This is a genomic window from Pseudomonas hygromyciniae (genome assembly GCF_016925675.1).
GTDB lineage: Bacteria > Pseudomonadota > Gammaproteobacteria > Pseudomonadales > Pseudomonadaceae > Aquipseudomonas > Aquipseudomonas hygromyciniae.
Genome location: NZ_CP070506.1, coordinates 5,713,784 through 5,739,920, shown reverse-complemented (window position 1 = coordinate 5,739,920; position 26,137 = coordinate 5,713,784). Strand labels below are relative to the sequence as shown.

Genomic DNA, 26,137 nt, shown 5'->3' with positions numbered 1-26,137 from the left:
GCGCCGGTTTTGTTGTCGGGCAACAACTTTAGGCCCAACTATTTAAGAGGACCTCCACTTGCCAATTTCTTTATTTCGCAAAGCCTTGCTGGTAGGGGCGGGCCTCACGTTGGCAGTCAGCGTGCAGGCGGCTTCGACCGTGCATGTTTATAACTGGTCGGACTATATCGGCCCCGACACCCTGGCCAACTTTGAAAAGGCCACCGGCATCAAGCCGGTCTATGACGTGTTCGATTCCAACGAAACCCTGGAAGGCAAGTTGCTGGCCGGGCGCACCGGGTATGACGTGGTGGTGCCGTCCAACCACTTCCTGGGCAAGCAGATCAAGGCGGGCGCGTTCCAGAAGATCGACAAGTCGTTGCTGAGCAACTACGCCAATCTCGACCCGGCGCTGCTCAAGCGCCTGGAAAAGAACGACCCGGGCAATCAATACGCCGTGCCCTACCTGTGGGGCACCAACGGCATTGGCTACAACGTCGACAAAGTCAAAGAAGTACTGGGCGTCGACAAGATCGACTCCTGGGCCGTGCTGTTCGAGCCGGAAAACATGAAGAAGCTGGCCAGTTGCGGTGTGTCCTTCATGGACTCGGCCGATGAGATGCTGCCGGCGGTGCTCAACTACATGGGCTTGAACCCCAACAGCACCAACCCGGTTGACTATAAAAAGGCTGAGGAAAAACTCCTGAAAGTGCGGCCCTACGTGACCTACTTCCATTCATCCAAATACATCTCGGACCTGGCCAACGGCAATATCTGCGTGGCCGCCGGGTTCTCCGGCGATGTGTTCCAGGCCAAGGCTCGCGCAAGCGAGGCGGGCAAGGGCGTGAACATCGCCTACGCGATTCCCAAAGAAGGCGGCAACCTGTGGTTTGACGTGCTGGCGATCCCCAAGGACTCGACCAACGTCAAAGAGGCCCACGCCTTTATCAACTATTTGCTGCAACCTGAAGTGATCGCTCAGGTCAGTGATTACGTCGGCTACGCCAACCCTAACCCCGGGGCGGACACGCTGATGGAGCAATCGATACGCACCGACGAAGCGGTTTATCCACCGCAGGCGGTTCTCGACCGGACGTTTGTCAACTTCGAGCTACCCCCGAAAGTGCAACGCTTGATGACCCGTAGCTGGACCAAGGTCAAGACGGGCAAGTAAGGCTCAAACTATCCAAGGTTCGTCCGTATGGGACGTTCTGCAGTCTTTTTTTCTGGGAGTTTCGTAAATGGCAGTTGCCTCCGGCGCCTATAAGAAAGCCCTCGAGGGCGACCAGACACCGAAAAAGGTGTTGGTCAAAATCGACCGGGTCACGAAGAAGTTCGACGAGACGATTGCCGTGGACGATGTGTCCCTGGAAATCAAGAAAGGCGAGATCTTTGCCTTGCTCGGCGGTTCGGGTTCGGGCAAGTCCACCTTGCTGCGCATGCTCGCAGGTTTCGAGCGTCCGACCGAAGGGCGGATTTTCCTCGACGGTGTGGATATCACCGACATGCCGCCTTACGAGCGGCCGATCAACATGATGTTCCAGTCCTACGCCTTGTTCCCGCACATGACCGTGGCGCAGAACATCGCTTTCGGCCTGCAACAGGACAAGATTCCCAAGGCCGAGGTCGAGGCCCGCGTGGCCGAGATGCTCAAGCTGGTACAGATGAGCCAGTACGCCAAGCGCAAGCCGCACCAGTTGTCTGGCGGTCAGCGTCAGCGCGTGGCCCTGGCCCGTTCCCTGGCCAAGCGCCCGAAACTGCTGCTGCTCGATGAGCCGATGGGCGCACTGGACAAGAAGCTGCGCTCGCAGATGCAGCTTGAGCTCGTCGAAATCATCGAGCGTGTCGGCGTGACCTGCGTGATGGTGACCCACGACCAGGAAGAGGCCATGACCATGGCCGAGCGCATCGCGATCATGCACCTGGGCTGGATCGCGCAGATCGGTAGCCCGATCGACATCTACGAAACCCCCACCAGCCGCCTGGTGTGCGAGTTCATCGGCAACGTCAACATCTTCGACACCGTCGTGGTGGATGACGCCGAAGGCCACGCGGTGCTCAAGTGCGCCGACCTGGACCGCGATATCTACGTGGGTTATGGCATCGCCACTTCGGTGGAAGACAAGTCGGTGACCTACGCCATCCGCCCGGAAAAACTGCTGGTCACCACCGAGATGCCGACCTGCGAGCACAACTGGTCCAGCGGCAAGGTGCATGACATTGCCTACCTGGGCGGCCACTCGGTGTTCTACGTCGAACTGCCGAGCGGCAAGTTGGTGCAGTCCTTCGTCGCCAACGCCGAACGCCGTGGCGCGCGGCCGACCTGGGGTGACCAGGTCTACGTGTGGTGGGAAGACGACAGCGGCGTGGTACTTCGCTCATGAACATGAAGAAATTCAAACGGCGACTGCACCGAATAATTCCCAGCGGCAAGCAGGTGGTCATCGGGATTCCGTTCCTGTGGCTGTTCATGTTCTTCATGCTGCCGTTCTTCATCGTCCTGAAGATCAGCTTTGCCGAAGCCGATGTGGCGATCCCGCCCTACACCGAGATCTACACCTACATCGAGCAGAAGCTGGAGGTGGTGCTCAACCTGGCCAACTACAGCCTGCTGGCCGGCGACGAACTGTACATCGCCGCCTATCTGGGCTCGTTGAAGATGGCGTTTTTCAGCACGGCCTTGTGCCTGCTGATCGGCTACCCGATGGCCTACGCCATCGCCAGTGCGCGCAAAGAGATGCAGACCGTGCTGGTGCTGCTGATCATGATGCCGACCTGGACCGCGATCCTGGTCCGCGTGTATGCGTGGATGGGCATCCTCAGCAACAACGGCTTGCTCAATGGCTTCCTGATGTCCATGGGGCTGATCAACGAGCCGTTGCAGATCCTCAACACCAACATCGCGGTGTATATCGGCGTGGTCTATTCGTACCTGCCGTTCATGATCCTGCCGCTGTACGCCAACCTGGTCAAACATGACCAGAGCCTGCTGGAAGCCGCGTCGGACCTGGGTTCGAGCACCTTCAACAGCTTCTGGAAAATCACCGTGCCGCTGTCCAAGAACGGCATCATCGCCGGCTGCATGCTGGTGTTCATCCCGGTGGTGGGCGAGTTCGTGATCCCGGAACTGCTGGGCGGCCCGGAAACCTTGATGATCGGTAAAGTGTTGTGGCAAGAGTTCTTCAACAACCGCGACTGGCCGGTAGCTTCTGCCCTGGCGGTGGTGATGCTGGCGATCCTGATCGTGCCGATCATTCTGTTTAACCGCAGCCAAGCCAAAGAGATGGAGGGCAAGGTATGAAGCGCTTCAGTTTCTCCAGCTTCATGCTGGTCGTAGGGCTGCTGTTCATCTACCTGCCGATGCTGATTCTGGTGATCTATTCGTTCAACGAATCGAAGCTGGTGACGGTGTGGGGCGGTTGGTCGATCAAGTGGTACGTGGGCCTGCTGGACAACACCCAGTTGATGGGCTCGGTGGCGCGCTCCCTGGAAATCGCCTGCTACACGGCGGTGGCCGCGGTGGCGCTGGGTACGTTGGCGGCGTTTGTGCTGACCCGTATCAGCCAGTTCAAGGGCCGCACGCTGTTCGGCGGCCTGGTGACGGCGCCGTTGGTGATGCCTGAAGTGATCACCGGTCTGTCGCTGTTGCTGCTGTTCGTGGCCATGGCGCAGATGATCGGTTGGCCCCAGGAGCGTGGCATCGTCACCATCTGGATCGCCCACACCACGTTCTGTGCGGCGTATGTGGCGGTGGTGGTGTCGGCGCGCTTGCGTGAGCTGGACCTGTCGATCGAAGAGGCGGCCATGGACCTCGGTGCGCGGCCGTGGAAGGTGTTCTTCCTGATCACTATCCCGATGATCGCGCCGTCGTTGGCGGCGGGCGGCATGATGTCGTTCGCGTTGTCCCTGGATGACCTGGTACTGGCCAGCTTCGTCTCGGGCCCGGGCTCGACCACCTTGCCGATGGAAGTGTTCTCGGCGGTGCGTCTTGGGGTCAAGCCCGAGATCAACGCCGTGGCCAGCCTGATTCTGCTGGCGGTGTCGCTGGTGACGTTCCTGGTGTGGTTCTTCAGCCGTCGCGCTGAAGAGCGGCGCAAGAAAGCCATCCAGCAAGCCATCGAAGAAGCGGCAGCGGATGGCTGGAAACAGCCGGATGTACGCCGGGCGCCCGCACCGGTCTAAAAGTGTGGGAGCGGGCTTGCTCGCGAATGCGCAGTGTCAGTCAATGCATTTATCAACTGACAGACTGCATTCGCGAGCAAGCCCGCTCCCACATTTTTGATTGCATTGCAGTCAGGCTAGGCAGTCCACGGCGACTGGCGAATCACCTCGACAAAGTTCAGCGGCTTGAACCCCGGCTCCTGATCCACCAGCACATCGGTCTTCACGTTGCCAAACGTGGTCTGCGGACGATGGCGCAAGCCGTCGGCAAACGCGCAGATGATGCATTCCTTGAACCCTTCGCCCCGTGGATGCGCATGCACCACTGCCTCGCGCTGCACGTGGGTAAACGCGGCGTAGTCCATGCCCAGCACATCCATCTCCACGCCAGCGGTCACCAGGGCGACGGTCGGGCGCAGGTGCTTAGGTACCCCCGGCGTGGTGTGCAGGGCAATGGACAGCCACACTTGTCCGATATCGTCATCGCTCAAACCGTAGGGCTTGAGAAACTCGGCGGCAGCGTTGGCGCCGTCCACTTCAAAACGCTCATTGTCGCTGCGGTGGCCTGCCACCAGACCCAGGTCGTGGAACATCGCGCCGACGTAAAGCAGCTCCGGGTTGTAGGTCAATTGCTTGCGCTCGCCGCTCAAGGCGCCAAACAGGAAGACGCGGCGGGAGTGGTGGTAGAGCAGGTCGGATTCAATGTCGCGGATGTATTCGGTGGTAGCCTTGGCCAGGGCACTGTCGGGGATTTTGATGCCGGCGATGGTGGTGCTCATGGTCATGCTCCTCAAGAAAGCGCCGGGTTGGCGCTGATGAGTGCAGTCTGGTCGCGCCTGTGCGCGAGGGCCATCGCAGTGAGGATGCGATCCCGGCCAATGTGCGGTCACATCGTGCCACGTGAAATCGGCTAGGGTGTAGCAGGCACTGCATCCCTTGAAGCCTGCAACAATCCAAATGTGGGAGCGGGCTTGCTCGCGAAAGCGGTGGATCAGTCTATACATCTGGTGACTGACACTGCGCATTCGCGAGCAAGTCGAATCGTCGCACCGCCGCTCCCACATTTGTTTCTTCGTTTATTCCGATAGAAAGGTGTGCCATCCATGCACAAGACCGTCGCCATCCTGATCTTCCCCGGCGTCCAGTCACTGGATGTGACCGGACCCATGGACGTGTTCTGCGAGGCCAATCGCTTCCTGGCGCCTGCGGATCATTACCAGCTCGAAGTCATCGGCCAGGTCCAGGGCCTGATCGCCTGTTCCAACGGTCTGTCCTTGCAGGCCCACATCCATTACAGCGAGGCATTGCAAGCCTATGACCTGTTACTGGTAGCCGGTGGCCCGCAGTTGCCCTTCGAGGATTTCGGCCCGGGGTTCAATCAGTGGCTGCAGGGCGCCAGTGCCAGGGCTCGGCGTTTCGGCTCGATCTGCAACGGCGCGTTCATGCTCGCGCGTGCCGGTTTGCTGGAGGGGCGCACGGTGACCACGCACTGGGGCGACGCGGCGGACCTGGCGCGCCTGTGCCCCTCAGCCCAGGTCGACGCCGACCGCCTGTACGTGCAAGACGCCAACCTCTACACCTCGGCCGGGGTCACGGCGGGCATCGATCTGTCGTTGTACCTGCTGGCCCAGGACCACGGCCCGGAAGTGGCCTTGAACGTGGCCAAGCGGCTGGTGGTGTTTACCCAGCGCAGCGGCGGGCAGTCCCAGTTCAGCCCGTTCCTGACGCCCCATGCCGAATCTTCCTCGGCCGTGGCGCAGGTGCAGTTGTACGTGCTGGCGAACCTGACCGGTGACCTGGGCATTGCCGACCTGGCCCGCGCGGCCAACATGAGTGCGCGCAACTTTTCGCGGGTATTTGCCCGGGAGGCGCGGATCACCCCGGCGGAATTTGTCGAGCGGGCACGGGTGGACGCGGCGCGGGTGATGCTCGAAAGCAGCAGCGCGCCGCTCAAGACCGTGGCCTATCAATGCGGCTTTCGCGATGCCCAGCACATGCGCAGTGTGTTCAACCGCCGGCTGGGCGTGACGCCGCAGCAGTTTCGGCTCAACTTTGCGGCGCCGGTTTAAGCGTGTCGTAGGCTTCCAGCGCGCGCAGCGAGTAGATGTAGGCGGCGCCGGCATTCAGTGAGATGGCAGTGGCCAGCGTTGCAGCGACTTCTTCGCGGGTGGCTCCGGCCTTGATCGCGGCGTCGGCATGCACGCCGATGCAACCGTCGCAGCGAGTGGTGATCGCCACTGCAATCGAGATCAGTTCGCGGGTCTTGGCATCCAGGACGTTGTTTTCCTCGGCGGCTTCGCCGAGTGCCATGTAGGCTTTGACCATCTTCGGGTTGCTCTTGCCCAGTGTGCCAAAGGCTTTCTTCACGGTAGGCAGCAAGTCGGACCAGTTGTTGAACATTACGATGACTCCTGAACGGGTTGGGTGTGAAGCCAGTGTGTGCCGTTCGGGTTTGGCGGTATTGTTCGATCCGCTCAACTTTTTGACCGATATTCGCAAATGAACGCTATCGACACCCTGATCACCCTGGCCAACCTGCGCGGCAACCTCGATGTACGTTGCCAGTTCCAGGGCGACTGGGCCCTGGACCATGCGCCCGAGGCCATGGGCGTGGCCCCGTACCACATTGTGGTCAGTGGCACCTGCCGCGCCGAGCTTTCGGGCGGGCAACGAGTGACCCTGGAAGAAGGCGACATCCTGTTGCTGCCCGGCGGTGCGACTCACCTGTTGCGCAGCCAGGGGGCGACGGTACCGGCGATGTTACCCAGGGTGATCGACGACGGTGTCCTCCAGGTGCATCGCCTGGGTGGCGATCAGCCAGAGGTAGAGATGCTCTGTGGCAGCTTTCACTACAATCGCCAGTCGTTGCTGTTCGCGGCCTTGCCGGCGTATCTGGTGGTGTCCAGTCGGCAATGGCAGGCCGACGGGCAACTGGCGGCCCTGATTGCGCTGATGCGCAGCGAAGCGGATGGCGAACGGCTCGGTGCGCGCTCGTTCATTGATGCGCTGTCGGTGGCCCTGTTCACCTTGCTGGTGCGCACCTGGCTGGCACAACAAGCGTCGCTGACGGGGACGTTTGCCTTGCTCGCCGACAAACGCCTGGGCCGCGCCTGGCAGGCGATGCTGACCGAGCCCGGGCATGACTGGACCATCGACAGCCTGGCCGGCGCGGCGTCGATGTCCCGGGCCACGTTCATGCGCGCGTTTGTCAAAGTGGCGGGCGTATCGCCGTGGGTGCTGCTGACCCAGTTGCGCATGGAGCTGGCGTTCAATCTGTTGCAGCAGTCGCGGTTGAGCCTGACGGATATCGCCGCCCGGGTGGGTTATCAATCCCAGGCGGCATTCAGCAAGAAATTCAAGGAGGCGTATGGCCGGGCCCCCGGTCGAATGCGCAACGCAGATTAAAATTGTGGGAGGGGCGGTGCGACGATTCGACTTGCTCGCGAATGCGCAGTGTCAGTCACCACATGTATAGACTGACACACCGCATTCGCGAGCAAGTCGAATCGTCGCACCGCCCCTCCCACATTTTTGATGGCGTTTCGTCAGGGCTGTTGTGGGGGGCGGGCCGGCAATAGCTTGAGGGTGCCGCGCGTATTGGCCTGGACTTCCTCTTCATCAAAATGCGCCTGCTCGTACCCGCCTTCGATGTAGGTCTCGGCCTGGTCGCCATAGTGCTTGTCGAACGGTACGCCGCTCTGTCCCACCGGGTTGATGGTCAGTGCGTGGGCGGCGTCGGCGAAGTCGACCAGGCGTCGGGTGGACGGGCCGTAAGTCACCGGCCATGGCGCCGGGCCAATGATTGCGGACAGGTTGTTCGGCACTTCGTGGCTGCCCGGTGAGGCAAACGGGCCGACATTGACGATCTGGTCCAGCGGCTTCTTGATGCCCAGCGGATGGCCATGGGTCAAGGTATGGGCCTTGCCCCATTGCCATTGCGCCGGGTCGTCGCCGAAGGTGGTTTTCAGGTGGGCCAGGCTCTTGTCCCAGGCGCGCTTGACCGTCTCGGCACGCTGCCCGTTCCACCACGGCGAATCGGCGGCGGCGGCCAGGCGTGGCAAGGCGGCATCGACCACGCGGGTGGTGATCAGGGTCTTGAACATGTCGTCACCCAGCTTGGGGCGGAAGGCGGCGTCGGTCAGGTCATACAGCAACTGGTTGAACAACGTGGCCGGGATCGACTCCACCGGGTAGTCACCTTTCCACGCGGCCAACTGCTCCAGCAGCTTGAGTTCGGCCGGATCCTTGACCACTTCACGCAGCACCGGCAGCAGCGGCGCCAGCAGGCGGGGCCCGTAGGCGGTGGTGGTGCCCAGTTGCAGGGCCTGGCTGTTGTCCAGGTCCCATTTGACCTGGTTGTCGCTCAATTGCGCGTTCAACTGTTGGCCGCGATCCGCGAGGTTGTAATAGCCGGGAATCTGCATACCAGTGGGCGATACCGGCTGGGCGTTGGCCGAGACCACATAACCACGGGCCGGGTTTTCTTCCTGGGGATTGGCGCTGAACGGGTAGAAGCCCAGCTTGTCAGCCTCAGGCGTGCTGCCGTCGAGGATAAACCCGGCATTGGCCCCGGCCGGGCGGATCGGCAATTGCGCTGCGGCCCACCAGCCGATATCACCCTTGGCATTGGCCCAGACGATGTTCAGCCCCGGCGCATGCACCTTGGCGGCTGCCTGGCGGGCCTTGGCCAGGGTGTCGGCGCGGTTGAGTTGGTAGAACCCGTCGAGGATCGGGTTTTCGGTATCGAGGAAGGCCCACCACATGGCAATTGGTGTGGCGCCCGCATTGGCGCCGAGCACGTCGTTGATGATCGGGCCGTGGGGCGACTGGCGCAGGGTCAGCGTCACTGGCGCCTGGCCCTTGACCGCGATCTGCTGCTCGCTGGTGGTCATGTCGACCCACTGGTCGTGGTAGCGCACTTGATTGGGGTTGTCCGGGTTGACCTTCTCGGCGATCAGGTCGAGGTCGTCGTTCTGGAACATCGTCAGGCTCCAGCCAAACGCTTTGTTGTGGCCCAGGAACGCCACCGGTATCAGGGCGTTGTGATAACCGTAGAGCTCGAAGCCGGGCGCCGACAGGTGCGCCTCGTACCACACCGACGGCACCGAGAAGCGGATATGCGGGTCGCCCGCCAGCAACGGTTTGCCGCTCTTGGTGCGGTTGCCACTGATGGCCCAGGCGTTGCTGCCTTCGAACTGCGGCAGGCCGTTGTCGACCAGGGCCTGCTCGCTGAGGCGGGCGATGGCGCTCAGGCCTTGCCAGTCGGCGGTGGCCAGGCCGAGGTCGCCCTTTGGCTTCCAGTCGAGGTCAAACACCTTCAGGTAGTCGCTGCCCAGTTGGTCGCGCACATAAGTCAGCAAGGGCTCAGTGCGAAAGGCTGCGGCAAAGCTGTAGGCCAGGTAACCGGCGATGCTGATGGTGTCTTCGGCGGTGAACGGTCGCTTGGGGATGCCCAGCACGTCGAACTCCATGGGGCTGGCGTTGTGGTCCTGATACTGGTTGATCCCGTCCAGATAGGCTTGCAGGGCCTTCCAGTGCGGCGACTGGCGGTCCATCTGCGCTGCATAAGTGGCGGCGCGCTCACGGATGCGCAGGCTGCGAAACAGTTTGTCGGTGTCCAGCAACTTGACGCCGAGCACCTCGGCCAACTCGCCTTGGGCCAGGCGGCGCATGATTTCCATCTGGAACAGGCGGTCCTGGGCGTGCACATAACCCAGGGCGCGATACAGGTCAGCCTCGTTCTCGGCGCGGATATGCGGCACGCCCCGGTCGTCGTAGCGCACCGTGACCGAACCTTGCAGGTTGGCCAATTCCAACGTGCCCTGGCGGGTGGGTTGCTTGCTGTAGACATACCAGCCGGCCCCGAGGGCGATCAACACCAGCAGGGCCGCGAGACCCGACAAGACGCGCTTCATGAACAATCCTTATTATTAGAAGTGGGACTTTTAACCTTGCGGCCAGGAACAATAGCAGCCCACCGCCAGGGTGTGGGTCGCATTCACCGCCCGCCCGCTCTTGAGCGCCTGCAGGATCGGTTCGATAAAGCTGTTGCTCGAATTACAGGTCAGGCCCTCACTGTAAGGGCCGAAGTATGCCAGTTTGCCGTTGCTGTCCCAGATGCCCACCGCCGGGCTGGCGGGCACCTGGTCGGCGCCGGGCAAGGTGGTGAGGATTTTCATGGCGCCAAGGGTCGCGGGCAATTGGCCGTGGCTGCCGGCTTTTTGCAGGGCATAGAATTCCACGCCCTGGGGCGCGTATTGCTCAATCAGTTCACTCAGGTGCTGTTGGTTGCCGACATTACACGGGCAGGCCGGGTCCCAGAAGTGCACCAGGCGGATCGGACCGGGGCCTGCCAGCTCGTCCGGCAGGCGCAGCGGGTCTCCGGAAAACACCGCCGTATGTTCGCTGAATGCCCGCAGATAGCGGCCCTGGAACCAGTCATACGCGGCCCACAGTACGGCGGCGCAGATCAGCAGGATCAGGCTGGCGAGCAGGGCGTTGCGGTAGGGCTTTCGCATTCAGAACAATCCTCGACGGTGGCGTAGCTTGCCATGCTTGCCCTGACAGATGAATATCGCGACTCGATATTCATCTGTTCAATGCTGTGAAGCCCTAGTCTGGAAGTTCTTATGCCCGTTACCTTTGACCCCGATCATCTGCGCGAAAGCTTGCGGCCCCTGGTGGACGCGCAGCCGCTTTCGGCCGAGGCCAGGGTCTACCAGCGCTTCTATGGGCTGGACCTGGCTGCGCGCAAAGAGCCGGTAGTCAGTCGCCTGGGGCGCTTCGAGGTGGATGGGTTCGCGGTGGTCAGCCAGGCCTGGTGGCCGGTGCAACCGGTGGCCACCCTATTTATGTTCCACGGCTTCTACGACCACATGGGGCTGTACCGCAGCGTGGTGGAGTGGGGTCTGGACCAGGGCTTCGTGGTGATTGCCTGCGACTTGCCGGGCCATGGCCTGTCCAGTGGCCCGCGCGCCAGCATCGATGATTTCGCGGTGTACCAGCAGGTGCTGAACGGCTTGTTCGAACAGGCCGACGCGCTGCAACTGCCCAAGCCCTGGCATCTGTTCGGGCAAAGCACCGGCGGGGCGATTGTGGTGGACCATCTGCTCAACCATGGCCCGGATAGCCCGGCGCAAGGCCAGACCTTCCTGTTGTCGCCGCTGGTGCGACCGCGTGCCTGGGGCTGGTCACAGCTCAGCTATTACCTGCTCAAGCCGTTCGTCAAAGGCATCGCCCGGCGCTTCAGCGATAACAGCAATGACCCGGCGTTTCGTCCGTTCCTCGAAGCCGACCCCTTGCAGCCCCGGCAACTGCCGACCGCCTGGGTGGGCGCGCTGGCGCGCTGGATCAAGCGCATCGAGGCCGCCCCGCGTAGTACGCGGCGGCCGTTGATCGTGCAGGGCGAGGAGGATATGACGGTGGATTGGCAGCACAACTTGCAGGTACTACGCGGCAAGTTCGATCAGCCGCAGATCCTGATGGTGCCGCGTGGGCGGCATCACTTGGCGAATGAATTGCCTGAAATCCGCGAGCAATACTTCAAGTTCCTCACCGACCACCTGAAATAACCCTCCCCCCCTGTAGGAGCGAGCTTGCTCGCGAAGGACGTCAACGATAACGCGTGCTGTCTGGTTAAACGCGGTGTCCTTGAGTTTTTCGCGAGCAAGCTCGCTCCTACAGGGGGGCGGTGTCAGGGGGCCAGGCTGGAGGTGCTTTGGCCGACCGCCAGGCCGGCGCGGATCGCTGCCAGCGCTGCCTGGTAATACGCCTTGCCTTCCGGCGATTCGGCAAACGTGGCGAACTCTTCCAACTCCGGGTCCGACAGATCCCGGTAGACGTACAGCAAGGTGTTGTTCAGGTCATTGCCGATCTGCTGCATCAACCGCTCGCGCTGGCCGTTGAGCATGCCTTGCGCCTGACCGCCGCCCAACAGGCCGGGGATCATCTGGCTCAGGCTGTCCGCTGCCACGCCGGCAATCGCCAGGCTGACCTCGGCACCGGCTTCGCGGGCGGGCAACGCCTGGGCCAAGTGGCCGATGATCAGGCTACGCGTGGCGTCGGCCTGGATCTGCGGCAAGCCCTGGGCATTCTTGGCCAATTGGTCGCGGCGGGTCGCCAGCAACTCGGCGGCGACAATCTTGCGTCCCAGAGGCGACTGGAAAAACGCCAGCGCCGGTTTTGGATCGGCCAGGTTCTGGCGCAACTGGGCTTCGGCGCGCTGATCCATGGCCTTGGGGGCGAAGCGTTTATTGCTGTTGTCCACCAGCGCCTGGTACACCGCCGGCGGCAAGCTATTGCGGTAGCGCTGCTGGGCGGCACTCAAGGCGTCATTAAAATGCGCGCGTTGTTCCGGCCAGCCGGCGACCGCGTACAACTGGTCATGGCTGTCTGCCCAGGCGGGCAACACGCAGAACATCAGCAAGGATAAAAACAAACGACGCATAGGGACTCCTGTCAGTCGGCCACTATTGTCCGTGTCGGGCGTAGGATTTGTCGAGAAGTCCTATCAGTCACCTGACTAAAGTGTGTTTAGGCGCTAGGCGGCGCTGTCGGTTTGCCAGGCGTATGGATACTATGCGCGCCATGCAAATATCCCCTGATGACCCGCTGCTGCTAAGCATCGTCGACGACCTGGCCATGAAAGGCTGGTCGCAGCAGAACATCTTCCTGCCAGAGGCTCTGACCCTGGAACTGGCGGCTGAGTGCCATAAACGTGCCGCTGAAGGTGAATTGGCACCGGCTGCTGTCGGGCGCGGGCCGGCCCAGGAGATTCGCGAGGGGATCCGTGGCGACCATATCCAATGGCTGGAGCCCGGCCAGGCGGCTATCTGCGACCGCTACCTGACGCTGATGGACAGCCTGCGGCTGGCGATGAACCGTGGGCTGTTCCTGGGGCTGGAAGAGTTTGAATGCCACTTCGCCATGTACCCGCCGGGAGCGTTCTACCTCAAGCACCTCGACCGTTTTCGCGATGATGACCGGCGCATGGTCTCGGCGGTGGTCTACCTGAACCAGGACTGGCTGCCCGAACACGGTGGCCAGTTGCGCATGTATCTCAATGATGGCATTGAACACGATGTGGACCCCACCGGCGGTTGCCTGGTGGTGTTCCTGTCGGGGGAAGTGCCCCATGAAGTCCTGCCCGCCCACCGCGAGCGCCTGTCGCTGACGGGCTGGTTTCGCCGGCGGGGCAACGAGCCGTTTTGAGCATGCAAAAGATTCTGGTCAGCCGCTGCCTGCTGGGGCATCGCGTACGTTATGACGGCGGGGCCAGCGGGCCATTTGCCCAACTGGCCGCCTGGCAGGCCGAAGGGCGGGTGGTTGCGGTGTGCCCAGAGGTCGCTGGGGGCCTGCCTACGCCACGGCCGTCCGCCGAGATTCCGGGCGGGCAGGGGATAGCTGTGTGGGAAGGCCGCGCCCAAGTGCTGACCGCCGATGGCGAGGACTTCAGCGAAGCCTTCCTTGAGGGTGCGCGGCAGGCTTTGGCGCTGGTGCAGCGCCATGGCATCCGTATCGCGGTGCTCAAGGCCAATAGCCCGTCATGCGGCAACCTGCTGACGTATGACGGCACGTTCAGTGGGGTGAAAGTCACGGGCGAAGGGGTGACGGCGGCGTTGCTCAAGCGCCATGGGGTGCAGGTGTTCAGCGAGTTGGAGTTGGCCGAGGCGGCTGCGGCCCTGGCCCAACTCCCAAACCCCACCTAAATCCCACACAAGCCCACTCCACACAATGCTGGCCCCCCATTGGTTATTTGGTGGCTTTGCTGATGTCAGCCTCAAACCACTTTTCCGACAGCGCCGTCAGCCGCCCATCGGCCTTGATCCGCTCCAACGCGTTGTCCAGGCTCGATTTGAACGCCGGGTTGCCCTTCTGGAACGGGATGGCCAGGGTCAACGTGGTCTTGGCATCGACGCGGCTGTGCAGATCCACGCCCTCGACGGGCTTGGCGGCAAATTGACTGCTCGTCAGTGTATCCAGGCCGCTCAACAGCGGTTTTTTCTGCTTGTTGGCAAGCATCTGGGCATTGGCATAGCTATACGGCACGCTGAAATCGAAACGATCCTGCAGTTGCGCAGTCACAGCGATGTGGTTGATCGCCACATCGTACTTGCCACTCTCTACTCCGGGCAGCAAGTCAGTGGCGTCGGTGGTGATAAAGGAGGGGCGTACGTCCATTTCCCGAGCCAGCAACTCACCCAGTTCCACTTCAAAACCGGTGAGTTTGTCGCCTTCCTTGAAGTTGAAGGGCGGCGTATCGGCCTCCAGGGCAATGCGCAGCTCTCCACGGTCAAATACGTCGTCAAACAGTTCGGCGTGGGCCAAGGGGCTCAAGAAAGGCAGGACAAGTAACAGGCCAGGCAAAAAACGCATGGTCACTCCTAAAGAATTCGAAGATGCGAGACGCGGTTCAGGCTCGCTTTGCTATGGTGTCGAGTGCCTTGGACAACGTTTCGTCACTAAGTTGTCATAACCCTACAGATTTCACAGAAAAACTGGAGAAGTTAATGAAAGCCATTTTGTCTCGTGCAACCCTGGCCAGCCTGCTGCTGGGGGCTTCCATGCTGGCGTCAGCCGCCGATGTCCCACGTACGCCTGCGCCCAAGGGTGCTGAAGTGTTTATTGTCTCGCCTAAGGATGGCGCTACCGTCGACAAGACCTTCACCGTTGAGTTTGGCATCAAGGGCATGGACCTGGAGCCTATCGACAAACAAGTCCCAGGTGCCGGCCATCACCACTTGCTGGTTGATCAGAAGGAGTTGCCCGACCCAAGCCAGCCGATTCCCGCCACCGATACCGTGATCCATTTCGGCAAGGCACAAACCAAGACTGAACTGACCCTGGCCCCCGGCAAGCACACCCTGCAACTGGTGGCGGGCGATAACGTTCACCGTCAGTTTGAACCTACTGTAGCTTCAAAAGTGATCACCGTTACCGTCAAGTAAGATTTGTTCAGACGAAAAAAAGGGAGCCCTCAGGGCTCCCTTCTTCGTGGTGCGTCTGAAACCTTAGAACAACACGCGGCTACGGATAGTACCGCTGATGTGCTGCAGCTTCTCTTGCGCCAGGTCCGAGTACTCGGCGTCGACGTCGATCACCACGTAGCCAACCTTCTCGTTGGTCTGCAGGAACTGACCGGAGATGTTGATGCCGTTTTCCGCGAAGACCTTGTTGATCTCCATCATCACACCCGGGATGTTCTGGTGGATGTGCAGCAGGCGGTGCTTGCCAGGGTGAGCCGGCAGGGCCACTTCCGGGAAGTTGACCGAGGACACCGACGTACCGTTGTCGCTGTACTTGACCAGCTTCTCTGCCACTTCCAGACCGATGTTTGCCTGGGCTTCAGCGGTGGAACCGCCGATGTGCGGGGTCAGGATCACGTTGTCCAGGCCACGCAGCGGGCTTTCGAAAATGTCGTCGTTGGAGCGCGGCTCCACCGGGAACACGTCGATGGCGGCGCCGATCAGGTGCTTGTCCTTGATCGCGTCGGCCAGGGCATCGAGCTCGACCACGGTGCCGCGAGCGGCGTTGATCAGGATCCCGCCCTTCTTGATGGCGCGGATTTCCTTTTCGCCGATCATCCACTGGGTCTCAGCGGTTTCCGGCACGTGCAGGGTCACGATATCGGACATGCCCAGCAGCTCGGTCAGGCTCGACACTTGGGTGGCGTTGCCCAATGGCAGCTTGGTCAGGGTGTCATAGAAGAACACCTGCATGCCCAGGCCTTCGGCCAGTACCGACAATTGCGTGCCGATCGAACCGTAACCGACGATACCCAGCTTCTTGCCGCGGATTTCGAAGGAGTTGGCTGCGCTTTTGATCCAGCCGCCACGGTGGCAGGAAGCGTTCTTCTCAGGGATGCCGCGCAGCAACAGGATGGCTTCGGCCAATACCAGCTCCGCCACGGAACGGGTGTTGGAGTACGGGGCGTTGAACACCGCGATACCGCGCTCGCGCGCCGCATTGAGGTCGACCTGGTTGGTGCCGATGCAGAAACAGCCGACAGCCACCAGCTTCTTGGCGTGATCGAAGATCTCTTCGGTCAGCTGGGTGCGGGAGCGAATGCCGATAAAGTGCGCGTCGGCGATCTTTTCCTTGAGCTGGGATTCCGGCAGAGAACTGGTGATGTACTCAATGCTGGTGTACCCGGCGGCCTTTAGGACGTCGACGGCCGATGGGTGGACGCCTTCCAGAAGAAGGAACTTGATCTTGCTCTTATCGAGAGAAGTCTTGCTCATCTGCGTAAACCTGTATCCCGGAGAAAAATGGCAGGGAATCGGATCACTTAAGCTGACCCGGACGGCAGGAAAGCCGTCACCGCAGAAACGCCCTTGGGCTCTGTCCTGCGGGGGCGGTATGCTAGCATACGCGCCCCGCTAAACACTCATTCCTGCGACGTGAAGCGTTCTCAGGATGACCATGAATTGTTCGAGAGTTCTGTCGATGACCCATCCTGCCCTGATTGATGAGCTAAAGACCCTGGTTGAGCCCGGCAAAGTGCTGACCGATGCCGACTCCCTGGAGGCTTACGGCAAGGATTGGACCAAGCATTTCGCCCCCGCGCCGACCGCTATCGTCTTCCCCAAGACCATTGAGCAGGTACAGGCTATTGTCCGTTGGGCCAATGAACACAAGGTGGCGCTGGTGCCATCCGGTGGGCGTACCGGCTTGTCGGCGGCGGCCGTTGCCGCGAATGGCGAAGTGGTGGTGTCGTTCGACTACATGAACCAGATCCTCGACGTGAACCTCACCGACCGCACCGCCGTGTGTCAGCCGGGCGTGGTCACCAAGCAATTGCAGAACGTCGCTGAAGAAAACGGCCTGTACTACCCGGTGGACTTCGCCTCGTCCGGTTCCAGCCAGATTGGCGGCAATATCGGCACCAATGCCGGCGGGATCAAGGTTATTCGCTACGGCATGACCCGAAATTGGGTGGCCGGCATGAAGGTCGTCACCGGCAAGGGTGATGTACTGGAGCTCAACCGCGACCTGATCAAGAACGCCACCGGCTACGACATGCGCCAGCTGTTTATCGGCGCCGAAGGCACCCTGGGTTTTGTGGTCGAAGCCACCATGCGCCTGGATCGTGCGCCTAAAAACCTGACTGCCATGGTGCTCGGCACCACCGACTTCGACTCGATCATGCCGGTGCTGCACGCGTTCCAGAGCAAGCTGGATCTGACGGCTTTCGAGTTTTTCTCCGACAAGGCCCTGGCCAAGGTCATGGGCCGTGGCGATGTGCCGGCGCCGTTCGAAACCGAATGCCCGTTCTACGCGCTGCTGGAATTTGAAGCCACCACCGAAGAAGTCGCCAACCACGCCCTGGAAACCTTCGAGCACTGTGTCGAGCAGGGCTGGGTGCTGGATGGCGTGATGAGCCAGAGTGAAACCCAGCTGCACAACCTGTGGAAGCTGCGCGAGTACATCTCCGAGACCATCTCCCACTGGACGCCCTACAAGAACGACATCTCGGTCACCGTGTCGAAAGTGCCGGCATTCCTCAAGGAAATCGACGCGATTGTCGGCGAACACTATCCCGACTTCGAAATCGTCTGGTTCGGCCATATCGGCGACGGCAACTTGCACTTGAACATCCTCAAGCCGGAAAACCTGTCCAAGGACGAGTTCTTCGCCAAGTGCGCCACCGTCAACAAGTGGGTGTTTGAAACCGTCGAGAAGTACAACGGCTCGATCTCCGCCGAACATGGCGTGGGCATGACCAAGCGTGATTACCTGACCTACAGCCGCTCCCCGGTTGAAATCGAATATATGAAGGCAGTGAAAGCGGTGTTCGACCCGAACGGGATCATGAACCCGGGCAAGATCTTCGCTGTTTAACCATCACGAAAGAGGAAGCGGTCCATGAGCTATCAGCACAAGTACGTCGACGGCACCCATATCCACTTCCCGCTGGGCAAAGTGGTTTGCATCGGGCGCAACTACGCCGAACATGCCAAGGAATTGGATAACCCGGTGCCGACCGAGCCCCTGCTGTTTATCAAGCCGGGCAGTTGCGTGGTGCCATTGGAAGGCGGCTTTGCCATTCCAGCCGAGCGCGGTTCGGTGCACTACGAAGCTGAAATCGCGGTGCTGATCGGCAAACCCCTGTCGAAAACCCCGAGCCGTGAAGAAGTGCTGGACGCCATCTCCGGCTTCGCCCCGGCCCTGGACCTGACCTTGCGCGACAAGCAGTCCGAGCTCAAGGCCAAGGGCCTGCCGTGGGAAATTGCCAAGTCCTTCGACGGTGCGGCAGTCATTGCGCCGTTCGTGGTGGGCAGCACCTTCCCGGACCTGACCGATATCGGCATTCGCCTGACCATCAATGGCCAGGTGCGCCAGGACGGCAACAGTGCGCAGATGCTCAACCCGATCGTGCCGATGATCCAGCACATGGCCGGCTGCTTCTCGCTGCAGGCCGGTGATGTGATCCTGACCGGTACGCCTGTGGGCGTGGGCCCGCTGGAAGTGGGTGATGAACTGGTGCTGGAACTGCCCGGCGTGAGCCGCTTCGAAAGCTCTGTACGCTAATCCCATCCCTCTGCAGGCGCCGGCTTGTGTGGGAGCTGGCTTGCCTGCGATAGCATCACTGCGGTGTGCCTGATACACCACGGTGCTTGCATCGCGGGCAAGCCCGGCTCCCACACAAGCTCGTACACAGATTATTTGTGCGACTGCGCAAATCGGCGCTTTGCATTTTTTTCACACTCCATCCGGATAATCCTTGGCCATATGGCACGCAGGCGCTCTGAGCCTGGGCTATAACCTACAGTCGATTATCTGGAATGCCTCCATGGCTATGCCTCTCCCTTCTGTGAAACTCACTCCTCGCCCGCGCCTGAATATGCGCTGGTACTCTTGGCTGTTCCTGGTCGGAGCGATCTTCTATGGGATTTCCTGGTTGATGCACTGGGATGACCGGGGCGCACTGTGGGTATTGGAGCGGTTTGAAAGCCCGATGGAGCGTCGGGAGAGCGTCTGGCTTCCGGATTACCGTGCAGTGATCGATGCCAAGCCGTTGCCCGGCATGGAAAAGGACGAAGCTTCGGATCTGGCCTACGACCCCAGGACCAAGACCCTGTTCGCGGTCATGGGCAGGAACCCGTTCCTGGTGGAGCTGAGCCTGCAGGGTGATGTGCTGCGCAAGATTGCGCTGGTGGGCTGGAGCAACCCGGAAGGCGTGACGGTCATGGAAAACGGCGTGCTGGGCATCGTGGACGAGCGCCGGCACAACGTGACCCTGGTCAAGGTTGATGCCGACACGCGGCAACTGGATTTCTCAGACTACCCGAGCTACGACCTGGGCCCCTCCAAGAACCAGAACAAGGCGTTCGAGGCCATCACCTGGGACAAGCGCAATCAACAGCTGGTGTTGGGTATCGAGCGGCCAGCGCAGCTGTTTACCTGGGCCAGCGACGGCAGCCAGACCCTGGCTGGCGACAAGCAGAGATTGCCCAGCTCCGAGCTGGATATCCGCAACCTTTCGGCCCTGAGTGTCGATCCGCGTACCGGCCACCTGTTGGTACTGTCCGCCGACTCCCATCTGCTGCTGGAACTGGACAAAAAAGGCGAGCAAGTCAGCTTCATGACCGTGCTTGGTGGCTTCAATGGCCTGAAAAATACGATCCCCCGCGCCGAAGGCGTGACCATGGACGAAAACGGCACGCTGTACATGGTCAGTGAACCCAATCTGTTCTACCGCTTCGAGAAGCAGAAATAGCCGATTGATTACGTCGGACTCTTCTCTCTGCGCGGCATTCCCCAGACACTGCGCTGCGTTTAAGTTTAAATTCAGATGGCTGTGATATTTATTTGCCAGTTTTGACTTTGAGCCAGCCCCCCATGCGCCGATTTGCCCGCCCTAAACCCGCCCTGTTTATCCTGTTGTTGATCGCCCTGGTTGCCGTGGGCGTGGTCGCCCAGCAATTTCGTTTATTCGAGCGTGCCTGGTTTAACTGGCAGACCTGGCGCCAGCCGGTGGACGAACGATCCATTGGCCTGGCGGACTATCAAGTGGTACTGGAAGCCCAGGTGATCGACGGCCTGGACGATGATGTGTCGGCACTGACCTTCGATCCGGTGCGTAAGAGTCTGTTTACCGTGACCAACCAAAACGCCGAACTGGTCGAGCTGTCCCTGGACGGCAAGATCCTGCGGCGTATCAACCTGGTGGGTTTTGGCGATGCCGAAGCGGTGGAGTTCATCAGCGAGAACACTTATGTGGTCAGCGATGAACGCCAGCAGCGCTTGATCAAGATCCACCTGGAGGACGACACGCAGTTCCTCGACGCGGCGGACGCCGAGCAGATGACCTTGGGTGTGCACCTCAAAGGCAATAAAGGGTTTGAAGGGCTGGCCTATGACTCGGTGGGCAAGCGCCTGTTTGTCGCCAAGGAGCGGGATCCGATGCTGATCTACGAAGTGCATGGGTTTCCGCATTTCAAACCCGAAAAAACCTACTCGGTCCATGTCGTCAACAACCCCCGGCGCGATGCTGGGCTGTTTGTGCGCGACCTGTCCAGCCTGCAATACGATGAGCGCAGCGGCCACTTGCTGGCGCTGTCCGATGAGTCGTATCTGGTGCTGGAATTGGATATCGACGGTCGGCCCTTGAGCAGCCTGTCACTGCTCAAGGGGCGCCATGGCCTGAAGAAGCGCGTGCCCCAGGCCGAGGGTATTGCCATGGATGACGAGGGCACGCTGTACCTGGTCAGTGAGCCGAACCTGTTCTACGTCTTCAAGAAGAAAACCGACCCACTGTAGGAGCGAGCTTGCTCGCGAAGAACGTCAACGCCAACGCGTTGTGTCTGGTTGAACGCGGTGTTCTTGAGTTTTTCGCGAGCAAGCTCGCTCCTACCAGGATCAGAACATCCACTGTACGCCCAGGGAGTAGCCGGTCTGGCTGCCTTCGGCGTGGCCCAGGCGGCCGTTCACTTCGGCGTACACCCCAAGCTGCGGGGTGATCGCCAATTGGCTGCCGACCTGTGCGCGGCCAAAGCTCTTGTCGACTGAACCCAGGCGTGCGGTACGGGCCTGGCCATCGGCGCGGGCGGTCAGATCGAGGTTGTCCAGGCGACCGTCGGCCAGTTCCTTGACCCAGGCGATGTCGCCGTAGGGCATCAGGCTCAGGCCGTAAGGCAGGGCCACGGCGCCGCGCACGCGCCAGCCGAGGCTGGCTTCCAGGGAATCGAAGGACTGTTCTTCATATTCAAGGGCCGTGCGCAGGTTCTGCTTCTCGTGGAACTTGTCGATGCGCGAGTGGCTGTAATCCAGCCCGGCAAACGGCCCGGTCTTGATCGCACCCAGGTCGAAGTCATAGCCGCCGAGCACGCGGGCGCCCAGGGACAAGGCATCGGTCTCGCCAGTCAGTTGCTGGTTAAGCAGCACGGGGCCGCCATTGGCCTGGATCACCAGGTTGCGTTTTGAGTCAAAGCTGCTGTGGCCCACGCTCAGGTCGCCGGCCAGCCAGGTCGGGCCGCCATCGTTCAACAAGGCATAGACTGCGGCTTGCCAGGTGTCGCTTTCCAGCTTGCCACGGTGCTCCAGTTTGTCGCGCCCGTTGAGGTAGCTCAGGCTGGCACCGATATTCAGGCTGCTGCTCAGTTGATAGTCGCCCAGGGCGTGCAGGCCCAGGCGCCGCGCCTCGGGGTTTGGAGCGGTGTCGAAGCCGCTATCCGGGTTGTACTCGCCGTCCACGCCGATCTCGCCATCGAAGGTGCCCACTTCACGGCTGGCCGATTGCAACGTCAGCCAGCGGCGGTCATGCAGGCGCACCATGGCTTGGTGCTGGCGCTGCAGGTTGTCCTGCATATTGCGCGCAACCGCGCCGCCGGAGGTGGTGGAGGCCATTAAGTCGGCATTGGTCAGCTCCAGCACCAGGCGGCTGAGCAGGCGTGAATAGTCGCGCAGGCGCTGGTCGATGCGTTCCTGGCCGAAAGCATTGGTCAGGACGGTCTTGTTGTCTTCATTGGGGTCGTGCCAGGTCGAGCCGCCGGGGATCGCCGGGTTGTCGGTCTGGGTGTAGCCGTCCAGGTCGCCCAGTTCCCAGTTGGTGGCTTCGATATACAGGATCGGGATATTCAGCGCCTCGAAGGCTTCGCCATCACTGCAGCAACCGGTGCCGGCGGGGTATTGCGCGTCCAGGCCGGGGTTGGTGAACAGGTTGATGTTCAATTCCTTGGCGATCTGGAACGTGTGCTCGCGCAACGACGCCAGGGCCGGGTTGGCGGTGCTGTTCTGGCCGGCGTGGGCGTACATCATGTCGCCGGTGATCAGGCTGTCGAGGTTGATCATGGCCAGCATATTGGCGCGCTGGCTGGCGCTCAGCGAATCGACAAATGCCCGGGAACCGCGCAGGCCTTCCTCTTCGGCGCCGAAGCCGACGATTTGCAAGCCGTTTTCCAGTTGCAGGCCACCTAGGTTCTTCGCCACTTCGGTCAGCACACTGGCGCCGGAGCCGTTGTCGTCCAGGCCTTGCAGGGTCGGGCGGCCAAAATAGGTATCGAAGTGCGCGCCAATCACCACGTATTGCGGTTTGGTGCCGGCGGCGTAGGCCACGACGTTCTGCGAGGCGCGGCTGCCGCCATTCCAGGTGAAGTCCTGGCGGCTGATGTTATAGGCGCTGCCCATCTGGCTCTGCATCCAGTCGGCGGCCCCGGCGAAGTTGGCCGTGCCTCGGTAGCGGCCGGGGTAGTCGGTGATCAGCTTTTCCAGGGTGATATTGGCGTGCTCGCCGTAGTCGTAGGCATGGGACTGAGTCGACAGCAGGGCACAGGCAACGCTGACAGCGAGAGCTAGGGGCTTGATCACAAGGTCTTCCTTGAGGTGGTTAAGGGAGTTGTTCGGTGGGACCGATTGCACAATGCGCGCCTCATTCCGTGGGACGGTCGCAAATTGGCGCGTTGTTGGAAGTGAGGGTCGCCTGGCTATAAGTTGTAACGGATTGGATACCAGATACGGCGGTAGATGCCGTGACCTGGCGCACAAATTGGGGCGGGCGGGGGAGAGGCTGCTGCGAAAAGTAGCGTTTTTGTTACATGTCCATTGAGCGGAGCGCGGTCAAAAAAATGTGGGAGCGGGCTTGCTCGCGAATGCGGTGTGCCAGTCACCGAACTGCTGGCTGACACACCGCATTCGCGAGCAAGCCCGCTCCCACAGGGGTTCTGCGTGTACTTAGGCCTTGAGGGTTTTCACGCCTTCACTGGTGCCCAGCAGCAGCACATCCGCACGGCGCGCGGCGAACAACCCGTTGGTGACCACGCCGACGATCGCATTGATCTGGGTCTCCAGCTCCACTGGGTTGGTGATCTGCATGTTGAACACATCAAGGATGATGTTGCCGTTGTCGGTCAGCACGCCTTCGCGGTACACCGGGTCGCCGCCCAGTTTTACCAGCTCGCGGGCCACGTGACTGCGGGCCATGGGGATTACTTCGACTGGCAGCGGGAAGTTGCCCAGCACCGGCACCAGTTTGCTGGCGTCGGCGATGCAGATAAAGGTCTTGGCCACGGCCGCGACGATTTTCTCGCGGGTCAGGGCTGCGCCGCCGCCCTTGATCAGGTTCAGGTGCTCGTCGCTTTCATCGGCGCCGTCGATGTAGAACTCCAGGTCGCTCACGGTATTGAGCTCGTACACCGGAATGCCATGGCCCTTGAGGCGCGCGGCGGTGGCTTCGGAACTGGCCACGGCGCCGTCGAACGCGCCCTTGTGCTGGGCCAGCGCGTCGATAAAGCAATTGGCAGTGGAGCCGGTGCCAACACCGACGATGCTTTTATCGTCGAGTTTAGGAAGGATTAAATCGACGGCGGCCTGGGCCACTGCCTGTTTGAGTTGATCCTGGGTCATGCGGGCTCCGGAACGGGCGGGGAGTAAAGAGGGGCGCGAGTATAACCCAACAAAACCTCTGGATTCGTGTGGTCGTCCGGCCAAAAGCCGGGTTAGACTCCTCGGCCCCTGCCCAACCCGCCCAGTGATGCTTTCCGATGCTCGAACAGTACGTCAAAAAGATCCTCACCTCGCGCGTTTACGACGTTGCCGTGGAAACCCCGTTGCAGACCGCCCGCCAGCTCTCCGAGCGCCTGGGCAACAAGGTCTGGCTCAAGCGCGAAGACTTGCAGCCGGTGTTTTCCTTCAAGATTCGCGGTGCGTACAACAAGCTGACCCAACTGACTGCCGAAGAGCGCGCACGTGGCGTGGTCACCGCCTCGGCCGGCAACCATGCCCAGGGCCTGGCCCTGGCGGCCAAGGTGCTGGGGGTCAAGGCCACGATCGTGATGCCCAAGACCACCCCGGAAATCAAGGTTGAAGGCGTGCGCTCCCGTGGCGGCAAAGTGGTGCTGCACGGTGACTCCTTCCCGGAAGCGCTGGCGTATTCGCTGAAGCTGGTCGATGAAAAAGGCTACGTCTACATTCACCCCTACGATGATCCGCACACCATTGCCGGGCAGGGCACCGTGGCGATGGAGATCCTGCGCCAGCATCCGGGGCCGCTGGACGCGATTTTCGTCCCGGTGGGCGGCGGCGGCCTGATCGCCGGTATCGCCGCGTACGTGAAGTACCTGCGCCCGGAGATCAAGATCATCGGCGTCGAGCCGGACGACTCCAACTGCCTGCAAGCCGCCATGGCCGCGGGCGAGCGCGTGGTGCTGCCAGCCGTGGGGATCTTTGCCGATGGCGTGGCGGTGGCGCAGATCGGCCAGCACACGTTCGATATCTGCAAAGACTATGTCGATGAAGTGATCACCGTCAGCACCGATGAAATCTGCGCGGCAATCAAGGATATCTACGACGACACCCGCTCCATCACCGAGCCAGCAGGGGCCTTGGGCGTGGCCGGGATCAAGAAGTACGTGGAGACCCGTGGCGTCAGCGGCCAGACCTTTGTTGCCATTGATTCCGGGGCCAACGTCAACTTCGACCGCCTGCGCCATGTGGCCGAGCGCGCCGAGTTGGGCGAAGGCCGTGAAGCGATCATCGCCGTGACCATCCCCGAGCGCCCAGGCAGCTTCAAGGCCTTTTGCGAGGCCGTGGGCAAGCGCCAGATCACCGAATTCAACTACCGCTACCACTCCGGCAGCGAGGCGCACATTTTTGTCGGGGTGCAGACCCACCCGGAAACCGACCCGCGCAGCGCACTGATTGCCAGCCTGACCGAGCAGGGTTTCCCGGTGCTGGACTTGACCGAGAACGAGCTGGCCAAGCTGCATATCCGCCATATGGTCGGCGGGCATGCGGCGCATGTCAGCAATGAAGTGGTGTTCCGTTTCGAATTCCCGGAGCGCCCGGGAGCCTTGTTCAACTTTCTTAACAAATTGGGCGGTCGCTGGAACATCTCGATGTTCCACTATCGCAACCACGGCGCGGCTGACGGCCGGGTGGTCGCGGGGCTGCAAGTGCCAGCCAACGAGCGGCACCTGGTGCCGGCGGCGCTGGAAGCCATTGGCTACCCGTATTGGGATGAAAGTGACAACCCGGCCTATCAACTGTTCCTCGGTTGAGCGACTACGCTGATTGGGCGGCCTTTAAGGAATCAAGAGCATGGAATATCTGACAACCCTCAAGACCATCCACATGGTGGCAACGGTACTGCTATTGGCCAGCGGCCTGGCCCTGGCGGTGCTGAGCTGGCGCAAGCGCGCAGCCGGGCCGGCGATTACATTGCAACGGCCATGGCTGTTTGTGTGGTTGTTGATGGGCGTAAGCCTGGTGAGCATGCCCTTCACCGGCTGGTGGCTGGTGCACCTGATCGGCTGGCCATTGGGGCAGACGTGGATCCTGGGCTCCAGCGTGATCTACACCGTGGCGGCGCTGGCCTGGTTCTGGCTGGTGGTGCGCCTCAATCGCCTGCGGTTGGGCGGTACGGGCAGTGCGAAGTTCACCCTGGCTCTGGCGATTGTCAGTCTGGTGGGGTTTGTGGCGATTGCCGGGTTGATGGGGGCCAAGCCTGTTTAACACTTGAGACCGAGTTGGCCTCATTCGCGAGCAAGCCCGCTCCCACACT

General features: G+C 61.3%; 25 protein-coding genes. 16 read left to right on the top strand and 9 right to left on the bottom strand.

Annotated features, from left to right (window positions below):
- Positions 1-58: 58 nt before the first annotated feature.
- The 4 genes from JTY93_RS25975 to JTY93_RS25960 all read left to right on the top strand — a co-directional run bounded on the left by JTY93_RS25975 (position 59) and on the right by JTY93_RS25960 (position 4,161).
- Positions 59-1,153: a polyamine ABC transporter substrate-binding protein gene (locus JTY93_RS25975; RefSeq protein ID WP_205479678.1), complete on the top strand. Its 1,095-nt coding sequence runs from the start codon at positions 59-61 to the stop codon at positions 1,151-1,153.
- A gap of 67 nt (positions 1,154-1,220) precedes the next feature.
- A complete protein-coding gene (locus tag JTY93_RS25970) occupies positions 1,221-2,363 on the top strand; it encodes an ABC transporter ATP-binding protein (RefSeq protein WP_029289449.1) in 1,143 nt (380 codons plus the stop codon).
- A complete protein-coding gene (locus JTY93_RS25965) occupies positions 2,360-3,280 on the top strand; it encodes an ABC transporter permease subunit (protein WP_240344623.1) in 921 nt (306 codons plus the stop codon). The genes JTY93_RS25970 and JTY93_RS25965 overlap by 4 nt, the downstream gene beginning before the upstream one ends.
- Complete coding sequence (locus tag JTY93_RS25960) at positions 3,277-4,161, top strand: ABC transporter permease subunit (RefSeq protein WP_057440425.1); 885 nt, start codon at positions 3,277-3,279, stop codon at positions 4,159-4,161. Before JTY93_RS25965 ends, JTY93_RS25960 begins: the two co-directional genes overlap by 4 nt.
- A gap of 116 nt (positions 4,162-4,277) precedes the next feature.
- Here JTY93_RS25960 and JTY93_RS25955 read toward each other — a convergent pair whose 3' ends face one another.
- Entirely contained in the window at positions 4,278-4,919 is a 642-nt protein-coding gene (locus tag JTY93_RS25955) for an HD domain-containing protein (protein ID WP_205479677.1), read from the bottom strand.
- Between the two features lie 324 nt (positions 4,920-5,243).
- Here JTY93_RS25955 and JTY93_RS25950 point away from each other — a divergent pair, with 324 nt between their 5' ends.
- Positions 5,244-6,209 (top strand): GlxA family transcriptional regulator, encoded by a 966-nt coding sequence (locus JTY93_RS25950; RefSeq protein ID WP_205479676.1) that lies wholly within the window; start codon positions 5,244-5,246, stop codon positions 6,207-6,209.
- Here the strand turns inward: JTY93_RS25950 and JTY93_RS25945 are convergent.
- Positions 6,187-6,540 carry a carboxymuconolactone decarboxylase family protein gene (locus JTY93_RS25945; protein WP_028618364.1) on the bottom strand — a complete coding sequence of 118 codons (354 nt, stop codon included), beginning with the start codon at positions 6,538-6,540 and terminating at the stop codon, positions 6,187-6,189. The genes JTY93_RS25950 and JTY93_RS25945 overlap by 23 nt on opposite strands.
- Before the next feature lie 99 nt (positions 6,541-6,639).
- Here JTY93_RS25945 and JTY93_RS25940 point away from each other — a divergent pair, with 99 nt between their 5' ends.
- Positions 6,640-7,545, top strand: coding sequence for an AraC family transcriptional regulator (locus tag JTY93_RS25940; RefSeq protein ID WP_205479675.1), 906 nt, complete (start codon positions 6,640-6,642; stop codon positions 7,543-7,545).
- A 140-nt stretch (positions 7,546-7,685) separates the two neighbouring features.
- Here the strand turns inward: JTY93_RS25940 and JTY93_RS25935 are convergent, their stop codons facing one another.
- Both JTY93_RS25935 and JTY93_RS25930 read right to left on the bottom strand, forming a co-directional pair.
- On the bottom strand, positions 7,686-10,055 hold the full coding sequence (locus JTY93_RS25935; protein WP_205479935.1) for a penicillin acylase family protein: 2,370 nt from the start codon (positions 10,053-10,055) through the stop codon (positions 7,686-7,688).
- A 30-nt stretch (positions 10,056-10,085) separates the two neighbouring features.
- Entirely contained in the window at positions 10,086-10,658 is a 573-nt protein-coding gene (locus tag JTY93_RS25930; RefSeq protein WP_169991308.1) for a DUF6436 domain-containing protein, read from the bottom strand.
- A gap of 111 nt (positions 10,659-10,769) precedes the next feature.
- Between JTY93_RS25930 and bipL the strand changes: the two genes are divergently transcribed.
- Positions 10,770-11,711, top strand: a complete 942-nt coding sequence (bipL, locus tag JTY93_RS25925) for a phospholipase BipL (protein ID WP_205479933.1) — start codon at positions 10,770-10,772, stop codon at positions 11,709-11,711.
- A 122-nt stretch (positions 11,712-11,833) separates the two neighbouring features.
- Here bipL and JTY93_RS25920 read toward each other — a convergent pair whose 3' ends face one another.
- Positions 11,834-12,586, bottom strand: coding sequence for a DUF2059 domain-containing protein (locus tag JTY93_RS25920; RefSeq protein ID WP_029289427.1), 753 nt, complete (start codon positions 12,584-12,586; stop codon positions 11,834-11,836).
- A 131-nt stretch (positions 12,587-12,717) separates the two neighbouring features.
- Between JTY93_RS25920 and JTY93_RS25915 the strand changes: the two genes are divergently transcribed.
- Positions 12,718-13,350 (top strand): 2OG-Fe(II) oxygenase, encoded by a 633-nt coding sequence (locus JTY93_RS25915; RefSeq protein ID WP_205479941.1) that lies wholly within the window; start codon positions 12,718-12,720, stop codon positions 13,348-13,350.
- A 2-nt stretch (positions 13,351-13,352) separates the two neighbouring features.
- Positions 13,353-13,847, top strand: coding sequence for a 2-thiouracil desulfurase family protein (locus tag JTY93_RS25910; protein ID WP_205479931.1), 495 nt, complete (start codon positions 13,353-13,355; stop codon positions 13,845-13,847).
- A 43-nt stretch (positions 13,848-13,890) separates the two neighbouring features.
- Here JTY93_RS25910 and JTY93_RS25905 read toward each other — a convergent pair whose 3' ends face one another.
- A complete protein-coding gene (locus JTY93_RS25905) occupies positions 13,891-14,514 on the bottom strand; it encodes a transporter substrate-binding domain-containing protein (protein ID WP_205479928.1) in 624 nt (207 codons plus the stop codon).
- 134 nt (positions 14,515-14,648) lie between these two features.
- On the opposite strand from JTY93_RS25905, the gene JTY93_RS25900 reads away from it, so the two are divergent.
- Positions 14,649-15,086 carry a DUF4399 domain-containing protein gene (locus JTY93_RS25900; protein ID WP_029289419.1) on the top strand — a complete coding sequence of 146 codons (438 nt, stop codon included), beginning with the start codon at positions 14,649-14,651 and terminating at the stop codon, positions 15,084-15,086.
- A gap of 63 nt (positions 15,087-15,149) precedes the next feature.
- On the opposite strand, the gene serA is transcribed toward JTY93_RS25900, so the two are convergent.
- Complete coding sequence (serA, locus tag JTY93_RS25895) at positions 15,150-16,379, bottom strand: phosphoglycerate dehydrogenase (RefSeq protein WP_029289418.1); 1,230 nt, start codon at positions 16,377-16,379, stop codon at positions 15,150-15,152.
- A gap of 205 nt (positions 16,380-16,584) precedes the next feature.
- Here serA and JTY93_RS25890 point away from each other — a divergent pair, with 205 nt between their 5' ends.
- The 4 genes from JTY93_RS25890 to JTY93_RS25875 all read left to right on the top strand — a co-directional run bounded on the left by JTY93_RS25890 (position 16,585) and on the right by JTY93_RS25875 (position 20,901).
- Positions 16,585-17,979, top strand: coding sequence for a D-2-hydroxyglutarate dehydrogenase (locus JTY93_RS25890; RefSeq protein WP_205479926.1), 1,395 nt, complete (start codon positions 16,585-16,587; stop codon positions 17,977-17,979).
- A 24-nt stretch (positions 17,980-18,003) separates the two neighbouring features.
- Positions 18,004-18,669, top strand: coding sequence for a fumarylacetoacetate hydrolase family protein (locus JTY93_RS25885; protein WP_205479924.1), 666 nt, complete (start codon positions 18,004-18,006; stop codon positions 18,667-18,669).
- 262 nt (positions 18,670-18,931) lie between these two features.
- Positions 18,932-19,858: an SdiA-regulated domain-containing protein gene (locus JTY93_RS25880; protein WP_205479922.1), complete on the top strand. Its 927-nt coding sequence runs from the start codon at positions 18,932-18,934 to the stop codon at positions 19,856-19,858.
- A gap of 122 nt (positions 19,859-19,980) precedes the next feature.
- Positions 19,981-20,901, top strand: a complete 921-nt coding sequence (locus JTY93_RS25875) for an SdiA-regulated domain-containing protein (protein WP_169991326.1) — start codon at positions 19,981-19,983, stop codon at positions 20,899-20,901.
- 99 nt (positions 20,902-21,000) lie between these two features.
- Here the strand turns inward: JTY93_RS25875 and JTY93_RS25870 are convergent, their stop codons facing one another.
- Together JTY93_RS25870 and rpiA are read right to left on the bottom strand one after the other, a co-directional pair.
- The gene (locus tag JTY93_RS25870) at positions 21,001-22,947 is read right to left on the bottom strand and encodes an autotransporter domain-containing protein (RefSeq protein ID WP_205480895.1); all 1,947 of its coding nucleotides are present in this window, start codon (positions 22,945-22,947) and stop codon (positions 21,001-21,003) included.
- Positions 22,948-23,310: 363 nt separating this feature from the next.
- Entirely contained in the window at positions 23,311-23,982 is a 672-nt protein-coding gene (rpiA, locus tag JTY93_RS25865) for a ribose-5-phosphate isomerase RpiA (RefSeq protein ID WP_205480849.1), read from the bottom strand.
- Between the two features lie 137 nt (positions 23,983-24,119).
- On the opposite strand from rpiA, the gene ilvA reads away from it, so the two are divergent.
- The gene (gene ilvA, locus JTY93_RS25860) at positions 24,120-25,634 is read left to right on the top strand and encodes a threonine ammonia-lyase, biosynthetic (protein ID WP_205480851.1); all 1,515 of its coding nucleotides are present in this window, start codon (positions 24,120-24,122) and stop codon (positions 25,632-25,634) included.
- Positions 25,635-25,674: 40 nt separating this feature from the next.
- A complete protein-coding gene (locus tag JTY93_RS25855) occupies positions 25,675-26,088 on the top strand; it encodes a DUF2269 family protein (RefSeq protein ID WP_205480853.1) in 414 nt (137 codons plus the stop codon).
- The last annotated feature ends 49 nt before the right edge of the window (positions 26,089-26,137 follow it).

Coding starts and splice junctions, on each gene's coding strand:
- JTY93_RS25915 (WP_205479941.1), top strand. CDS start 12,718: ATGCGCGCCATGCAAATATCCCCTGATGACCCGCTGCTGCTAAGCATC.
- JTY93_RS25910 (WP_205479931.1), top strand. CDS start 13,353: ATGCAAAAGATTCTGGTCAGCCGCTGCCTGCTGGGGCATCGCGTACGT.
- JTY93_RS25960 (WP_057440425.1), top strand. CDS start 3,277: ATGAAGCGCTTCAGTTTCTCCAGCTTCATGCTGGTCGTAGGGCTGCTG.
- JTY93_RS25930 (WP_169991308.1), bottom strand. CDS start 10,658: ATGCGAAAGCCCTACCGCAACGCCCTGCTCGCCAGCCTGATCCTGCTG.
- rpiA (WP_205480849.1), bottom strand. CDS start 23,982: ATGACCCAGGATCAACTCAAACAGGCAGTGGCCCAGGCCGCCGTCGAT.
- JTY93_RS25900 (WP_029289419.1), top strand. CDS start 14,649: ATGAAAGCCATTTTGTCTCGTGCAACCCTGGCCAGCCTGCTGCTGGGG.
- JTY93_RS25935 (WP_205479935.1), bottom strand. CDS start 10,055: ATGAAGCGCGTCTTGTCGGGTCTCGCGGCCCTGCTGGTGTTGATCGCC.
- JTY93_RS25885 (WP_205479924.1), top strand. CDS start 18,004: ATGAGCTATCAGCACAAGTACGTCGACGGCACCCATATCCACTTCCCG.
- JTY93_RS25855 (WP_205480853.1), top strand. CDS start 25,675: ATGGAATATCTGACAACCCTCAAGACCATCCACATGGTGGCAACGGTA.
- JTY93_RS25955 (WP_205479677.1), bottom strand. CDS start 4,919: ATGAGCACCACCATCGCCGGCATCAAAATCCCCGACAGTGCCCTGGCC.
- ilvA (WP_205480851.1), top strand. CDS start 24,120: ATGCTCGAACAGTACGTCAAAAAGATCCTCACCTCGCGCGTTTACGAC.
- JTY93_RS25920 (WP_029289427.1), bottom strand. CDS start 12,586: ATGCGTCGTTTGTTTTTATCCTTGCTGATGTTCTGCGTGTTGCCCGCC.
- serA (WP_029289418.1), bottom strand. CDS start 16,379: ATGAGCAAGACTTCTCTCGATAAGAGCAAGATCAAGTTCCTTCTTCTG.
- JTY93_RS25970 (WP_029289449.1), top strand. CDS start 1,221: ATGGCAGTTGCCTCCGGCGCCTATAAGAAAGCCCTCGAGGGCGACCAG.
- JTY93_RS25950 (WP_205479676.1), top strand. CDS start 5,244: ATGCACAAGACCGTCGCCATCCTGATCTTCCCCGGCGTCCAGTCACTG.
- bipL (WP_205479933.1), top strand. CDS start 10,770: ATGCCCGTTACCTTTGACCCCGATCATCTGCGCGAAAGCTTGCGGCCC.
- JTY93_RS25940 (WP_205479675.1), top strand. CDS start 6,640: ATGAACGCTATCGACACCCTGATCACCCTGGCCAACCTGCGCGGCAAC.
- JTY93_RS25905 (WP_205479928.1), bottom strand. CDS start 14,514: ATGCGTTTTTTGCCTGGCCTGTTACTTGTCCTGCCTTTCTTGAGCCCC.
- JTY93_RS25880 (WP_205479922.1), top strand. CDS start 18,932: ATGGCTATGCCTCTCCCTTCTGTGAAACTCACTCCTCGCCCGCGCCTG.
- JTY93_RS25965 (WP_240344623.1), top strand. CDS start 2,360: ATGAACATGAAGAAATTCAAACGGCGACTGCACCGAATAATTCCCAGC.
- JTY93_RS25945 (WP_028618364.1), bottom strand. CDS start 6,540: ATGTTCAACAACTGGTCCGACTTGCTGCCTACCGTGAAGAAAGCCTTT.
- JTY93_RS25875 (WP_169991326.1), top strand. CDS start 19,981: ATGCGCCGATTTGCCCGCCCTAAACCCGCCCTGTTTATCCTGTTGTTG.
- JTY93_RS25890 (WP_205479926.1), top strand. CDS start 16,585: ATGACCCATCCTGCCCTGATTGATGAGCTAAAGACCCTGGTTGAGCCC.